The organism is Campylobacter rectus (assembly GCF_004803795.1).
Taxonomy (GTDB): Bacteria; Campylobacterota; Campylobacteria; order Campylobacterales; family Campylobacteraceae; genus Campylobacter_A; species Campylobacter_A rectus.
Window position 1 is genome coordinate 2,280,127 of the sequence record NZ_CP012543.1, and the last position, 16,660, is coordinate 2,296,786.

Annotated in this window: 10 protein-coding genes; 6 read left to right on the forward strand and 4 right to left on the reverse strand. The window is 36.0% G+C overall.

Annotated elements, in window-relative coordinates; translation table 11 throughout:
• Positions 1-3 precede the first annotated feature (3 nt).
• From tssC to CRECT_RS11050, 6 genes are all read left to right on the forward strand, one after another.
• Positions 4-1,455, forward strand: a complete 1,452-nt coding sequence (gene tssC, locus CRECT_RS11025; RefSeq protein ID WP_002945798.1) for a type VI secretion system contractile sheath large subunit — start codon at positions 4-6, stop codon at positions 1,453-1,455.
• A gap of 13 nt (positions 1,456-1,468) precedes the next feature.
• Positions 1,469-1,861 carry a GPW/gp25 family protein gene (locus CRECT_RS11030; protein WP_002945788.1) on the forward strand — a complete coding sequence of 131 codons (393 nt, stop codon included), beginning with the start codon at positions 1,469-1,471 and terminating at the stop codon, positions 1,859-1,861.
• Complete coding sequence (tssF, locus tag CRECT_RS11035) at positions 1,861-3,579, forward strand: type VI secretion system baseplate subunit TssF (RefSeq protein WP_002945789.1); 1,719 nt, start codon at positions 1,861-1,863, stop codon at positions 3,577-3,579. Before CRECT_RS11030 ends, tssF begins: the two co-directional genes overlap by 1 nt.
• Positions 3,576-4,481, forward strand: coding sequence for a type VI secretion system baseplate subunit TssG (locus tag CRECT_RS11040; RefSeq protein WP_002945792.1), 906 nt, complete (start codon positions 3,576-3,578; stop codon positions 4,479-4,481). The genes tssF and CRECT_RS11040 overlap by 4 nt, the downstream gene beginning before the upstream one ends.
• Positions 4,482-4,568: 87 nt before the next feature.
• Positions 4,569-8,084: a type VI secretion system membrane subunit TssM gene (gene tssM, locus CRECT_RS11045; RefSeq protein ID WP_227932292.1), complete on the forward strand. Its 3,516-nt coding sequence runs from the start codon at positions 4,569-4,571 to the stop codon at positions 8,082-8,084.
• 8 nt (positions 8,085-8,092) lie between these two features.
• Positions 8,093-8,998, forward strand: coding sequence for a hypothetical protein (locus tag CRECT_RS11050; protein WP_002945794.1), 906 nt, complete (start codon positions 8,093-8,095; stop codon positions 8,996-8,998).
• Between the two features lie 58 nt (positions 8,999-9,056).
• On the opposite strand, the gene CRECT_RS11055 is transcribed toward CRECT_RS11050, so the two are convergent.
• From CRECT_RS11055 to CRECT_RS11070, 4 genes are all read right to left on the reverse strand, one after another.
• Positions 9,057-10,427 carry a thioredoxin reductase gene (locus CRECT_RS11055; protein WP_227932294.1) on the reverse strand — a complete coding sequence of 457 codons (1,371 nt, stop codon included), beginning with the start codon at positions 10,425-10,427 and terminating at the stop codon, positions 9,057-9,059.
• Between the two features lie 4 nt (positions 10,428-10,431).
• On the reverse strand, positions 10,432-11,388 hold the full coding sequence (locus CRECT_RS11060; protein WP_171992741.1) for a hypothetical protein: 957 nt from the start codon (positions 11,386-11,388) through the stop codon (positions 10,432-10,434).
• Positions 11,389-11,394: 6 nt separating this feature from the next.
• Positions 11,395-12,669 carry a thioredoxin reductase gene (locus CRECT_RS11065; protein WP_227932297.1) on the reverse strand — a complete coding sequence of 425 codons (1,275 nt, stop codon included), beginning with the start codon at positions 12,667-12,669 and terminating at the stop codon, positions 11,395-11,397.
• Between the two features lie 78 nt (positions 12,670-12,747).
• Positions 12,748-16,641, reverse strand: coding sequence for a hypothetical protein (locus CRECT_RS11070; RefSeq protein ID WP_171992743.1), 3,894 nt, complete (start codon positions 16,639-16,641; stop codon positions 12,748-12,750).
• Positions 16,642-16,660: the final 19 nt, after the last annotated feature.

Consider the following 16,660-nt stretch of genomic DNA (forward strand, 5'->3'; position numbering starts at 1 on the left):
AAAATGCAAGAAGTAAAAGTTAAAACGCCGATTATCGAAAGCATTATGGAGAAAAGCAAGTACTCCAAAGACGATGAAAGCTATAGCATAGTAAAAAAAGGCGTAGCGGAATTTATCTCAAATATAGTAACATCCGAAAACCCTGAAGAGAAGATAAATAAACTCGCTCTTGATGAAATGATAGCCCACATAGACGATCTTTTGTCAAAGCAAATGGACGAAGTACTTCACAATAAAGATTTTCAAAAACTTGAGTCTACTTGGAGAGGTATCCGCTTTTTAGTAGAGAGAACAAATTTTAACGAAAATATAAAAATCGTCCTCTCCGATATAACCAAAGAAGAAGCTCTTGAGGATTTTGATTCAAATTTGGATATCACGCAAAGCGTAATGTATAAGCAAATTTACTCCCAAGAATACGGCCAGTTCGGCGGAGAGCCGATAGGCGCGATCATAGGCGATTACGAGCTTGACAAAACCAATACCGATATGACGTTTTTACACAAGATGTCCTCCATCGCCGCAATGAGTCACTCCCCGTTTCTGACGTCCTTATCCTCAAAATTCTTCGGCCTAGAAAACTACGCCGAGCTGGAAAACATAAAAGATATGAAAAGTATGCTCGAAGGCCCTCAATACACTAGGTGGAGAACTTTTAGGGAAAACGAGGACGCAAAATACGTAGGCCTGCTGGCAACCAGATTTTTAACTCGCTCGCCTTATTTGCCGGAGGATAATCCGATAAAAAGCTTTAATTATAAGGAAAACGTGGAAGGCTCTCACGATCACTTACTTTGGGGCAATTCGGCATACACGCTCGCCACAAGACTAACGGAGAGTTTCGCCGATTTTAGATGGTGCGGTAATATAATAGGCCCAAAAGGCGGCGGAGCGGTCAAAGATCTGCCTACTTATCTTTATGAAAACTACGGTAGCGTACAGGCGAAAATCCCAACCGAAGTCTTAATAACCGATAGAAGGGAGTATGAGCTTTCCGAAAACGGATTTATTACTCTTACTTTGCGTAGAGATAGCAACAACGCCGCGTTCTTTTCAGCAAATTCGGCTCTAAAACCTAAAATTTTTCCAAATACTCCGGAAGGAAAACAGGCTGAAACGAATTTTAGACTAGGCACGCAGTTGCCTTATATATTTTTAATATCCCGCTTGGCTCACTATCTCAAAGTTTTACAGCGCGAGGAAATAGGCACATGGAAAGAAAGGGCCGACGTAGAGCGCGGCTTAAACGAGTGGCTAAGGCAATACATTTCCGATCAGGAAAATCCGCCTGCAGACGTAAGAAGCAGAAGGCCTTTTAGAAGCGCCAAGATAAACGTAAACGACATCCCCGGCGAGCCCGGCTGGTATAAAATAGAGCTGCTAGCCAGACCGCACTTTAAATTTATGGGTGCAAATTTTGAGTTATCTCTAGTCGGAAAACTAGATAAAGAATAAATTTAGGCGGACTATGTCATTAAGCGATAGGGTTTTACATACATTAAATGAAGAAAATGCAGACAAGCCCTATCGCCAAGATATTTTAAACGATATAAAAGAAAACATAAGCATACTTTTAAATTCCAAATTTGACGACTGCATAACCATACAAGGCTCAAGCCTTCCGGATATGTCTTTTTTAAATATCGATTCACACGAACTTTGTCAACTGATGGGAAAAGAAATATACGGCCTCATTAAAAAATATGAAAATAGAATCAACATAGTTGCCATAGATTATGACGATTCTTTAAAGCCGTGGCAATTAACTTTTAATATAAGATATACTAGACAAAACGACGCTTTTAAGGAATTTGCCATAAAAGTAACTTTTCGCAATAATAGGTATTGTGAGGTTTTATGATGAAAAAAAACGAAAATAACGTATTATATTTTCGTAAAGAAATGGCCTATCTTTACGAAATGAGAGAACTTTTTATAGAAAAATTTCCAAAAGTAGCGCCGTTTTTAAATGCCGATAGCAAAGATCCCGATGTTGAAAGAATAATAGAAAACGTAGCCATACTTACATCCAAAATCCATCAAGAGCTCGATGAAAATATACCGCTAATCGCCGAATCCCTTATAAATATCGTATCGCCAAACTATACCAACCCGGTACCTTCGGTATGTATTCAAGAATTTTCTTTAAAAAGCGATAGCAAGAAAAATAGCACAATCGTACCAAAAGGCTCGGTCGTCGTTTCCAAGCCTGTTAATGACGTAAAATGCAAATTTAAAACCGCGTATGACGTCTATTTGTATCCTTTAAAAATAAATAAGACCTATTTAAGCAATAATAAAAGCGATTATGTTTTAAATTTAGAATTAAATATCACAAAAGATGAAGCAAGGTTGTCCGATATCGATATGAACCGTATAAATTTATACCTAGGCAACGACGTATATATGTCCTCTACGCTAGTTATGTGGATGAAAACATATCTAAAAAAAATCATCGTATTTTGTTCCGATAGCGATGAAACGTTTAATATTCCTACTTCGTCGATCGAGGTTATGGGGCTTAGCGATAAACTGCTCGATTATGAAGATTTTGGTTTTGAAGCATTTGCTCTTTTGCAAGAACTGTTTTTTATGCCGTATAAATTTAATTTTATAACGATAAAAAATTTGGATATGCTTAAATCTTCCGGTTCTAGAAATTTTACTATCAAATTTGTATTTGATAGAGATCTTCCAAACGGCTATATCCCAAGAGTCGAGCATTTTTCTTTATCTTCTACTCCTATTATAAATTTATTCGAGATGAGTGCGGAGCCTATATTAAATAACAATAAAAAAAACGGCCATAGGATTTTTTTAGACAGGGCAAAGATCGATGCTTACGATATAGTTCAAGTTACTAAAGTAGTCGCTCATAATAGCGATACGGGCAGAAGAGTGCTAAAAAACTACAAAAGTTTTGAACGATTTAATTTCTTTAACGGCGAAAATATAGATGATTTTTATTCTTTAAGCGATAGGACGGACGGCGATTCAAATTTGTTCAAAGAGATATCGTTTTTTTCTAACTCTCAAAAGGAGCAGACGGTAACCGTAGAGACCCTGTGCTGCAATGGAAATTTACCGTCCGAGCTCAAAATATCAGACATAAACGACTTTCCTGCCCAGCCGGAAATTAATACAAAAAATATTACCGTCCCCACATCTATGCAAAAAGTTGCGATAGACGGAAATTTGCTTTGGCGGCTCGTATCCATACTATCTTTTAGTTATCAAACCATACTCGAAAAAAAATCATTCCTAGCCGTATTAGACGCCTTTTCATTCGGCGATAGCCCGATATCTAAAATCCTGGCAAGCTCGCTACAAGACATAAAAACCAAATCTATCTATAGAATAGACGGGCATATGACGAAAAAAGGCACGCTATGCATATTTTATATAGACGAAAGCAAATTTTATAGCATAGGGGAAGTTTATATCGCGGGATTGGTTTTATCCAAATTTCTATCCAGCTTCGCTTCTATAAATTCATTTTGCGAGCTAAAGGTAAAATGCGTCCAAAGCAAAATAACGATAGACTATCCGCTTTATAGCGGCAATAAAGCATTGCTGTGAAATTAGCGAGCGAAACTTCTTTTTATAGGCTTATTAAAAAAGCCTTAAACGACTATGACAAAAACGATATCGTTTTAAGAAATAGCTCGAAACTAGGCCACCCCAATAAAGAAATAGAATACGCCAAGCTAAACAATGAAGAAAAGAAAAATTTCTTAGAAATAATGGTAAATTTTATGGGGCTATACGGCAGCTCTTCGCAATTACCAAGCTATATGCTGGATAAATTTTCAAGAAGCGATAACGAAAATTGGAAATTATTTTTTGATTTTTTTAATAATTATTTGCTATGGATATTTTTTGAGAGCATATCTATGCAAAATTATCCCAAATCTTTTAAAAAAGATTTTAGCGATAGAATTTCGGCCATATTATTTAATATTTTAGGCATAGACGACAAAGAGGTAGCCAGGGCTTATCTGCCATTTGCGCCGCTACTCCTGAGCCTAAGGAGACCAAAGCTACAAATACAAAGAGTATTGGAATACAACTTTAATCTTAAAAATAAACTTTTTATATTGGAAAATATCCCGCATCAAGTAGTTATAGACCCAAAACAACGCAGCTATTTAGGTAAATTAAATAACTCTTTAAGTAAAAATTTTATATTAGGCAAAAGGGTTCTGGACTATCAAAGTAAAATGGCTATTTATATAAAAGATATAAATTACGATGAAGCCGTTAAATATTTTCCTAAAGGGCAAAAGCACGACAAGCTGAAAGAAAGCGTGATTTTTCTTACAAATAATGAATTTGCCGTGGATTTATATATAAGCATAAAATATTCTCCCAAAATGAATCTCAAACTAGGAGATGATTCTCATAGCAAGTTAGGCTACAGCTCCATAATAGGAAAAAACAAAAAAGACTCTTATTTGATGTTTTTTAGGTTATACTCATGATATTTCGCTATTTTAAATTGAGTACTCGTTTTAAATTTTAAGAAGTTGTGATATAATCAAACAACTATTTAATCAAATCTCGGATCGGTGGTAAAGTTGTCTCTCTCATTCATATCTAGAATTCTTAGTGTTTTTAAAATAAAAGGCGTTTCTATTTTTATCTCGCTTATTGCGATTAGTATTCTGTTTTGGCGGTATAGCCCCGATATAGCTTTTAACGACGTATATATTTTTGCAAATACATCATCGAGGATAATAGCTCTTTGTATTTTTTGGCTAATTGCATTCGTTATTTTCGCTTTGCGCGCAACGATCAAATTTTTCTCTTCTATGAAAGATGACAAAAGGCAGCAAATAAAAGAGATAAAAAAGGTATCAAACGAGTCCGTAAATAAAGCAAAAAGAAATTTTTTCATATCCGTAAAAGATGCAAAAAATACTTGGAAAAACGATATAAAATTTAAAAAAATACCGCTTGTTATGATAATAGGAAATGAAAGAGCGGGCAAAAGCGCTTTTATTAATTATTCCAATATAGAATACCCGCTTGGAGATAGCCTTGATACTTACAAAAAGATACACCAAAGCACGACGAATTTCAACCTTTACATATCAAAAAACGGAGCGCTTATAGATACCGAAGGCGTTCATTTTGCGCAAGAAGTTTTATTTAATCCGTCCTCAACGGACGAGCTTCCCGAGGATGATGTAGAAAAAAACAAAGACTTCCTCCTTAAAAAGAACATATGGAAAGAATTTTTAAATTTCTTAAATAAAAATATTTTTCACTCTAAGTTAGGCGGCGCTATTTTGATAGTGGATACTCAGCAGTTTTTAGAAAATCCAAAAGAGTACTCAAACGATCTAATAAGATATCTGGTAAAAAGAGTAAACGACTGCGAAAATAGCTTGAAAATAAAATTTCCTATTTATGTGGTATTTAGCAAACTCGACCTAGTTGAAGGTATGGGGGATTACTTTAAACTTTTCAAAGACGATATCGCAAATAAAGCTTTTGGTCTCAGCTTGTCAAATACCTTTAATAAAGACGATCTGGACAATGATTTTAAAGAACTAAGTCGCTCGTTACTTTATAACATAATGAGCAAAAACTCCCTTTCTCACTCCCTCGAAGACAAAAAACGCTCATATTTATTTTTAAAGCAGCTAGATAACCTGTTTGCACTCGTGAGCGACTTTGCTTTAAAACTAAAAGACGAAAATTCATTGAAAAATAGCTCGCCGATTAAAGGCGTTTACTTTGTTAGCGCATTTCAAGAAAATATACCTATAAACTATCTGGTAAATACGGTGTGCGATAGATATGGGATCAAAAAGCCGCTAGCTAGAGCCCTTAATAACTACAGTAAGCAAAGTTATTTTGTTAAATCGCTACTAAAAGATATTGTTTTTAAAGGCCATCTGGCAAATCCGAATTTAAACAAAAGCCTAAGTACAAAAATTTTAAATTTCGCATCGATAGCTCTTGTTTGCGTTGCCACCTACTTTGCATGCAGCCATTTTATAAACTTAAAATCGGCGAAAGAACTGGAAGCGCAAAATGCTATGCTTTCGATATCCACCTTGCTTGACGGCCAAAAATACAAAGATTATACGCCTACTCAAAAAATAGAATTGTTGCGCAATCTAAAAGATACTCTAAGAATATATCCTAGACTTTTTTCGGGGGATACCAAATTTGAATATCCGCTTTTGGATATATCCTACAAAGGCTTTGAGTCCGCTAAAGACTTATATACGGAGCTGACGATAGATTTTCTTAAAAATACCATCCTTGTCGAGATGGAAAATATGCTAGAAACCGAGACAAACCCCGACAATCTCATAAAAGCCTTTTATATGTATCAGTCGTTGTTTGATAAAGATTTTATAAATGCTAATTTATTTAAAATTTGGATCAAGACCAATTGGTCTAAATTTGAAAAATACAATATAAATCAAGATGACTTTTTATCCCATGCGGATAGCGTATTAAATGCCGACTTAAAAGATATATATCAAAATTTAAATTCTATCAAAGTAGCCGGCGACAAACTTATAAAAGTAGAAAGGCTAGAGAGGCTCTACTCTCTTTTGGAATTCATATCATATAAAAACGAAAAAGAATTTTACGATATAAAAAAAGAGATCGCAGGCATAGACAACGTCATAGAAAACAGTAACGCTTTCGAGCCGTTTAATAAAATTTATACAAAAGACGGTATGAGGGAGTTTTTGTCAAATTTAAGCTCCTATATAGACGACTCGGCAAATATTGAAAAATGGCTATTTCAAAACGAGCGAGCAAGCAACTTCGACACAAACGAGGATAAAACTAATCTACGTTTAAGTATAGCCAACCTATATCTACAAAAATATCGCTCCAGATGGATAACCGTCATAGGAGGCATAACGCCCAAAAAATTTAACTCGAGAAAAGAAACGCTAGACGAATTGGAAATTTTATCAAAGGTTGAAAATCCGGTAAATTCGCTTGTAAATACATTAAACACGAACACTCTTCTAACCGACGAAACTTTCTTAAAATATATATACGGCCTTGGTTATCCTTCTACCGAGATTAGAAAATTATTTTCAAATTTTAGCTCGGATTTTAGCTCGTATCATGCATTAAGCGACAGCTCAAAAGAAAACGGCATACTAAATACCATAAGCGACGACGTATCCAAAATCCATAAAAAAATCCTTGATTTTAACTACGAGATGCTACAAAGCGAAAACGACAAAATCACTTATGTAATAGGTGGAGTCAAAAACGAAAATGATCCATTTATAGTTTTAAATAACGACTCAAAAATGCTGCCAAAAGAGCTTATGAACTATTATCAGCAAGTATCAAAACTATCCTGGAAACAAGTAGAATCAGGCGCTTCTACTTTTTTAAATACGGCGTGGCAGGATGAAATTTACAGCCTTTATACAAACGAGATTAGGCCGTTTTATCCTTTTGACGAGACGGCGGCGCAGTCCGTGAGCATACAATCGTTTAAAGCATTTTTCGGGAAAAACGGAGCTTGGAATCAGTTTTATGATAGATTTTTGAAGAAAATTTTGAGCAAAGGATCAAACGGCTATAGGGTTAGATCGGCATATGCCAAGGATTTTAAATTTAGCAAAAGCTTCCTTGAAAACATATCCGTGATAGACAATATCGCAAATACCGTGCTTGATCTAAACGATGAGATAAAAATCAACTTTTATATTAAAGCTATTGATTTATCGGCAGATTTTAGTAATATCAGCGTTTCATCGGTAAACGACAAAAGTATAACTTATGATCACACGATACCGTCAAGTCTATACATAACGCCTAAAGACTTTGACACCTCCGCACAGATCAAATTTATAGCCAAATTTCAAAATGGCAATAAGATCGAGCAAAAAACGTTTAGCGGCGAGTGGGCTTGGCATAGACTTTTGCGAAATTCGATCTATAACTCCGAGCAAGGCAAATATTCGCTTTATCTTAATCCGCAAGAAAAATATTACTTCGGGTTTGACGTAACGCCTAATAATGCCGAATTAATGGAACTTTTAAGAAATATATCTTCATTTAAGTTGCCTAAAAATATTTTAAATTAAGGAAGATCATGGAGCAGATGGCCGTCACTATACAAAATTTAGAAAATGCCGCAAACTATTCATCTAAATTTTATATCTTTGATGAAAACGGCGGCGATATAGGGAGCGACAGTAGCGCGACTTTCAGATGCCAAGATGCAAACGGAAGCATCCACGCTAAACATGCCAGAATAGGTTATGAAGAAGGCTTTTTTACGATATCCTCATACGAAAACTGCGATATATTTTACGCAGATTCTTTCTCAAAGATCGCAAGCGACTATGAAACGGTCGTTAATGAAGGGGACGTGTTTAGGGCGGGAGGCTTAAAGCTTATGTTCATAAATCCCTCAAAACTAGAAGAATACGCAATTAAAACGCAAAAACTCATAGAAAATACGCCGAATTTCGATAAGCTTGATGATGTGTATCTTGAGCCTAGAGGCAAACTTTCAAATGTTGATTTCAAAGAACAGCCCGATATCAATATATTCCCGAAAGAAGACGACGAATTTTACATAAAAAACGACCCCTCCCCAAAGGCGCCCGAGCCAAATCCCGCATACGCCCCAAAGCCTTTCACGCAAAATATGCTATCTTCGCAAACATTAAACGATCTAACGCAAAAGCTATTAGCCCAGCTCAGAAGCGAAATCATGCCAAATACGATAGAGTCAAATTCCGCTACTCTAAGCGTAGCCGATCTGGAAGCCATACTATCTACCATACGGCTAACCGACTCTACAAAGCTAATAAACTCCGTCTTATTACAACTAGTATGCAAGGAGTTATACTCTCATATGTATGATATAGTAGAAAACAACTCGTTTTTCAAGTACCTATCCGGAGCCGTCACCAAAAGCACCCAGGAGAAAAAAGAGGCCTTTGAATACCTAGTGCTAAAGGCTCTAGAAAGCTATATCTCAAAAAAATAATCCTCTCGAGATTTAAGCAGGCTTGATTAACGGGTCTGCCTAAATTATTCAAATTTATTTAATCCTTGATATTATGCTCTTTGGCATACTCCTCTATCTTGTCTTTTAGATCTTTTGGAAAGCTTGGTTTATACATAGTAGGAGTTAAAGGATTTAGTCTTTTATCCAGTTTGCCCGATTTATACATTCTTTTTAGTTCTTCGGGAGTGTTATAATACGGTGCGTTAGGATATCCTTCGGGAGGAGTTAGGGACATTATTTTGGATTCGAGGATGGTGGAGTCGATGTAGAGGGAGATGTCTTTAGCGGTCATTTCTTTTGGAAAGCCCGGTATCTCAAATCTATCCATATGTGCATCTTTTGCTTCTTTTAGGTATTCAACAAATTCTTCTCTAGTTGTTTCATTTGCATCTATATCTCTAGGGTCTAAAAGCTTGCCTTCACTTTCTACCAACCTCTTAATTTCCCTATGCAAAGAACCATCTGGATTAATAGCTATCCCTCCCCTATTAAAATCCATAATAAAATCACTCCCTATTATCTCATCTAGATAAGGTATCATACCGTATTCGTCTAGGGGAGGATTTTCGTAGAGGGCTTTGTATTCTAAGGAGCGGGATAGGTTTTTGTTTGATCCCGACATATAAGCAGACGTAGAGAAATATCTAGCCAATACTTTTAAAGCATCTACTTCCCCCAACTGAGCGGCTAAGAATACCGATTGTCTAGCTCTTGATTTAAAGCCCGAGTTATTAAGTACTGTAGCTGAAGCAAATGCTCTTTTATCTCCCAATATCCCTGCGCATACTCTCCACTCTCCCGAAAACAGTCTTGATTTTAAAGTATTAACGTTTCTCTCCACCGTATCGTAAATTTCTTTGTATTCCGGTTTGGTTAGTCTTCCTCTTTCATCTACTCTTCCTATGGCATCATCGGGTATTTCTATCATAGAGCATTTTAGATTGCTTCTTTTTACCAGGTAGATATATCTGTCTCTTTTATCTTTTAAACTTTCGTAATAAGCTTTTTCTTTTTTAGTCCAAGGAGAAATTTCTTTAGAATTTGATTTAAAGCTTAGTTTATACCAAGACTCAAAGGATAGATACTCCGTTTGTCCGTAGTCGTTAGGATTTGGATTAAAGTAGCTTGGTTTGTAGTCTTTGTAAGCAGAGGAGTCGAGGATTTCTCTAGCATCTAGTAAGTATTTTGACTGAATTTTAAGATATTCAGGATTTGTTCTAACAGACTTATAGGCTTTATTATTAGGGATAAGCAAATTTGTATTTTTGTCAAATTTCAATTCCTGCCCATCAGGTGCTATTACTACATATACTTCCATTGATTCTCCTTCATTTATTGCTATTATTCCTACCATTGCAACCATTATTACTATACTTAAAAATAAAATTTTAAATTTACTAAATTTCACAGTATTATCCCAAAAACAAACCATCTTCCATTATTATGGTAGTTGCTAGACGACCAATCAATCTAGGTGGAGTTTTTTTAGGAGGTTCTTTTACCGTGCTGTTTTTATATTCATAGTACTCCTTACACCCCACATAAAGCCCCTTGATATTATTCGTGCCTATTACGTCTAGGGCTTGCAGTAGTCTTCTTGCTTTGTTATCAGTTGTTGTCTCTTTGTCGGTAGTACCTGTGTTAAAGTTACCCTCTTTAAAGTCTTGGAGTATCTCCATAGCTTCGTTGTAGCTATCTATCGGGGATTCAAATCCCACGGCTTCATCGTCGCTTCTTTGAGCTTCTTTATACATCTCGTAAATTTTCCCTCTTTGCGTATGATCCATAAAACTACTATTTGATATATCTAAAGGTCTCTTTGCTTCTGCTACCATAAGCTCTTTTGGTTCAAAGGGCATATCGTGGTTTTTTAGATGGTTAAAGAAGCTTTGATCGTCTTTATACGTAGTTCTTAGTTCGTCTAAACAAAGATAGGCTATTAGTTTATTTAATGGCATATTTTTAGATAGACTGGAGTTTGTTTTCGTATAGATGTCGTTTATGTCGTAATAAAAGAATTTATGATAGTCTAGTCCTCCGCTGGATAGTCTTCCTCCTATGATCGTTCTTTTTAAATCTACGTTCATAAAGGATGAGTGAATTTGCATAGGATAGTAAAGATACTCTTTAGTATCTTTACTCATAGGAGTTAGGGATATGTTTTTTACGGCGTAAGGTTCATCGTATTTGTGAGTATAGTATTTGTATAAGATGTCTTCGTATTTACGTTTTTGTTTTTCGTATTCGGAGGTGTAGAGGCTATCTAGGATAAAATTTAACCCGCTGCCGGTTATTATGGTTTTTAGGGTGGTTGCGGCACAAAGGGTCTCTTGGTCTCTTTTGGATAAATTTAAAGTAATTGCGCTCAAATTTATTCAATCCTTGATATTATGCTCTTTGGCATACTCCTCTATCTTGTCTTTCAGATCTTTTGGAAAGCTTGGTTTATACATAGTAGGAGTTAAAGGATTTAGTCTTTTATCCAGTTTGCCCGATTTATACATTCTTTTTAGTTCTTCGGGAGTGTTATAATACGGTGCGTTAGGATATCCTTCGGGAGGAGTTAGGGACATTATTTTGGATTCGAGGATATTAATATCTCTATTTAAGATGACCTGCTTGTATTCCTTTTCGTCTGGCTCCGCTACGTCATACGGCAATGCTTCGTCTTTTAGGGCTTCTTCGACGGCTTTTACAAATTCTTCCCTGGTTTTCTCGTTTGCGTCTGCATCCCTTGGATCTAAAAATTTACCCTTTTCTTCTACTTGTTCCCTAAAATACCTCATTACTCCGCCATCTGGATCTAGTGCAACTCCGCTTTTTGAAAAATCCATAATAAAATCACTCCCTATTATCTCATCCAGATAAGGTATCATACCGTATTCGTCTAGGGGAGGATTTTCATATAAGGCTTTGTATTCTAAGGAGCGGGATAGGTTTTTGTTTAATCCTATATTATAAGTGTAATATTTAAAAGCATCGGATAAATACTTTAAAGCTTTTACTTCTCCTAACTGAGCGGCTAAGAATACTCTTTGAAATTTCCTTGCCTTAAATCCTCCGCTTCCTCCGCTTCCAAGAGCTGTAACATCCCCTAGTATTCCTGCACATATACCCCATTCTCCTATAAACAAATTTGACTTTAGGGTTTTTTTATTTCTCTCCACCGTATCGTAAATTTCTTTGTATTCCGGTTTGGTTAGTCTTCCTCTTTCATCTACTCTTCCTATGGCATCATCGGGTATTTCTATCATAGAGCATTTTAGATTGCTTCTTTTTACCAGGTAGATATATCTGTCTCTTTTATCTTTTAAACTTTCGTAATAAGCTTTTTCTTTTTTAGTCCAAGGAGAAATTTCTTTAGAATTTGATTTAAAGCTTAGTTTATACCAAGACTCAAAGGATAGATACTCCGTTTGTCCGTAGTCGTTAGGATTTGGATTAAAGTAGCTTGGTTTGTAGTCTTTGTAAGCAGAGGAGTCGAGGATTTGACGAGCTTGAAGAAGGAATTTTGACTGGATTTCCAAGTAGTCTTGCCTTGTTCTAACCTTTTCATATTCTTCGTTATTTGGAATTAATAAATTTGTCTTTTTGTCAAATTTAACCTCTCTGCCGTCTGGAGTAAGCACGGTATAAGTTTCATTATTCATAGCATTTCCTTTTAAGTAATATATCGTAATCGTTGCAGTAATTAATACCGCTAATAGTATAAGTATCTTTTTCATGGCTTATCCCAAAAACAAACCGTCTTCCATTATGATTGTAGTGGCCAATCGTCCTACTAGGCGCGGAGGAATTTCTGACGCTTTCTTACTATCTCTTCTCTTTTTATCCGCCGCATAGTCCTTACACCCCACATAAAGCCCCTTGATATTATTCGTGCCTATTACGTCTAGGGCTTGCAGTAGTCTTCTTGCTTTGTTATCAGTTGTTGTCTCTTTGTCGGTAGTACCTGTGTTAAAGTTACCCTCTTTAAAGTCTTGGAGTATCTCCATAGCTTCGTTGTAGCTATCTATCGGGGATTCAAATCCCACGGCTTCATCGTCGCTTCTTTGAGCTTCTTTATACATCTCGTAAATTTTCCCTCTTTGCGTATGATCCATAAAACTACTATTTGATATATCTAAAGGTCTCTTTGCTTCTGCTACCATAAGCTCTTTTGGTTCAAAGGGCATATCGTGGTTTTTTAGATGGTTAAAGAAGCTTTGATCGTCTTTATACGTAGTTCTTAGTTCGTCTAAACAAAGATAGGCTATTAGTTTATTTAATGGCATATTTTTAGATAGACTGGAGTTTGTTTTCGTATAGATGTCGTTTATGTCGTAATAAAAGAATTTATGATAGTCTAGTCCTCCGCTGGATAGTCTTCCTCCTATGATCGTTCTTTTTAAATCTACGTTCATAAAGGATGAGTGAATTTGCATAGGATAGTAAAGATACTCTTTAGTATCTTTACTCATAGGAGTTAGGGATATGTTTTTTACGGCGTAAGGTTCATCGTATTTGTGAGTATAGTATTTGTATAAGATGTCTTCGTATTTACGTTTTTGTTTTTCGTATTCGGAGGTGTAGAGGCTATCTAGGATAAAATTTAACCCGCTGCCGGTTATTATGGTTTTTAGGGTGGTTGCGGCGGAGTTAACAAAGAATTTGCCTATAGCTTTAAGTCTTACGCTTTTATGAATGTCCGCTTGATACTCTTTTGATATATTTTTCAATTTAGATAGGTGTGCCGAGGCGTCTTTTGGATTAAGATTATCCGTGACTTCATAATAGGCGAAGGTATTCTTTTTTATCTCGACTATATCGGCAAAGGCCTTACTCTCGAGTTTTTTAGTTAGGCTCTGGGCTCTTTTCTCGTCTACTATCATCGCCCTTATATTTTCGGAGCTTAAAGACATAAATATCCTAAACTCGCCGATATTTTCCATAAATATTTCTTTGACGCTGCTTTTTGAAAACATATATTTAGTCATACTTTTGGCTATATTTGCATAGCCTTCGCTTCCAAAATATCCGTAAAAAGGAAAAAGCTCCTCTAAAATATCATCTGTGATAGAAACCAGAGACATATCTATATAAAATTTATAATTTTCATTCATAGAGACAGACTTAAACGGCGCCATAGCATTATCGTGGGCTTTTTTTAGATCTTCATACGCCCACCGCTCATCTTCTCTCACTTTGCCGTGAAAATTTGCGCCGTATTCTTTCTCGAAATCTTTAAAAAACTCGTAAAAGCTATCTTCAAATATCTGCATACCGTTTTCTACGAAACCGTTTTCAAAGCCGTCTACTATCTCTTCTATACATATGGCGTCTTTCTCGTTCGCGTTTTGCATCGTTTTCTTAAAAAAGTAAATTTTCTTTTTACCTTCGCTAGTTTGTAAAAAAGCATCGTCGCTTAAAAGCCTGAATCGCTCGTCGTATACAGTTATGTACTCGCCTTTGTCGATATGAAAAAAACTACCCGGAGAGTTAAATTCGATCAAAGATTGGTCGAATTTTTGTCTGATGACGTAAAAGGTCGTAGCTAGAAGGAATATGTCTATAGCGGAGTGAGGGTAGCTGGTTATAGAGTATTTCCCTAAAGCACTATCTTGGCTAAGACCTTCTATATACCGTTTTGCATCGGTTAAACTATCGTAAGCGCCGATATTATGAGAGTTACCTTCCGTATAAGATACTTCTACCTTGTGCTTTTTATTTATAGTTTGAAAATAATCGGCAAATTCTTTTATGCTTGTTTTTAAAAATTCCTCTTCTTTTTCTTTTATATCTTCCATATCTGCAGGAGATCTGAAAAATGAATCTATGTGTCTTAGCTTCATCTGCAAAGAACCGGTCTTCATCACTAGCTCATGAGACTCTTTTAAAATAGCGTCTATTTCGGATTTTTTTAATCTTCTATCTATAGAGCCGTTTTTGTAGGCGATCTCGCGACCGTATCTGCGTATGTCGTTTTCTATTTGATTTATTTCCTCCTTTGATATACGCACGAACGGGCTTAAATTTAGCAGATACAAGTCCTCTTCGTCTTTTGCGTTTACGCTTATGGAGTATTTGCTGTAGTCTTTTATTTGGCTTATGTCGTCGGGTTTTATTAACTTTGAGTCCTTACCGCTTCTGTTATTTTCATCGTTTATTTTATAGCTAAGCGCCGTTTCTACTATATACTCGCTTAGTTTAGCATTAGTTTTAAACGGGGCGTTTGATAGTACGAGATAGTTTTTGGCTAGTTTTCCGTATCGCAGGCTGTTTGTATCCCGGTCTTTGTCGGCAGCGGATTTATCCCGGATGAGATTTGCGAATTTTAACGAGTTAAAAAACGGATGCTGTATGTATACGAAGTGCGCGCCGTTTGATACTATACTATTTTCGACGGCTTCATATAGGCTATAGCTATTTTTCTCATTCATTCCGGTATTTTTATAAATACTTACGTTTCCGTTTTGAGCTTTACGAATCTTTGCCCTGATATCAAAAAAGTCCGCGATACTTAACTCCATATTATTTTTTAGTTGATATGCGCTGCCCGGTAAGTAATTTGGTTTGAGAGGATTGTTTCTAAAATCCATCGTCTCGTCTTTTTTATTTTCGTTAAATATAAAATCTCCGCAAACGCCTAGATACTCATCTACGTTTGTTTGAGCATTTAGTCCATAAGCCTCAAATCCCGAAAAATCTATAAACCCTCCGCTTTCACCGTTCTGAGTTTTAAAAACCACGATATTGCTAAGAGAGTTCGAATTTAGAAGTCCAAAGATAAAACCAAACTCGCTAGCAAGCAAATTTGCCGCGGGTCCGGCAAAAGCATAAAAACCTTTCTTTTTACTATACTCGTATATCTTAGAACCGGTTTCATAAATATCTCCCGCAGACATTAGCAGAGCTGCTGGCTTAAATGTCTTTTTAAATTCCGTAAAGTCTATTATGCTAACAAGCGCTTTTATCAGCTCTTTTACCGTAAAGCCGTATGTTTGCTTGGATGTTTTTTCTATATTGCTTTTTAGTTTATTAAACGTATTACTTATGCTTTTTTTTACTTCCTCTTTAGGCGCAAATTTCTCGTTTTCTAGTATCGCTTCGGCTTTTTCGATTATGCTTTTTTGCAGCTCGTCCAAATTGCTTTGGATGCTAGATTTGTTTGCGTCGTAGTTTTTTACGAGTTCGTTTGCCGCATCGGTGAAATTTTTTACCTTTTCATACTCTTTTTTATTTTTGTTTGCAAGGTTTATTAGTTCTTTAACGAATTTTTCTATGGGATCTGCTTCGTCTATTACGGTATGTACCTCTATAACTTTGTTTAGTCTTCTAATGTTAAATTTGCCGTTTCTTATCGTCTCTTTGCCGTCTATGAGCGCGCTTTTATCTATGAAACGCGGCGTTACTATTTTTATATTATTGCCGCCGCGCGAAGTCTCTCGTATGTTTGGGCTCATATCAAAAAGTCTTTGCATTATCATACTGCCCAGAGTATTTGGCTGCAATACGTCATTGTGATAAAAGCTGTTGAGATTTCTGCAATAAAAAGTTATATATTTATACTGCTTGGCATACTTGTCAAATTCTTTCAGCAGCGTCTCTATATCCTGCACTGTTCTTATATCGCTTATTTGCACTTTACTTCCTTGCGTTTAA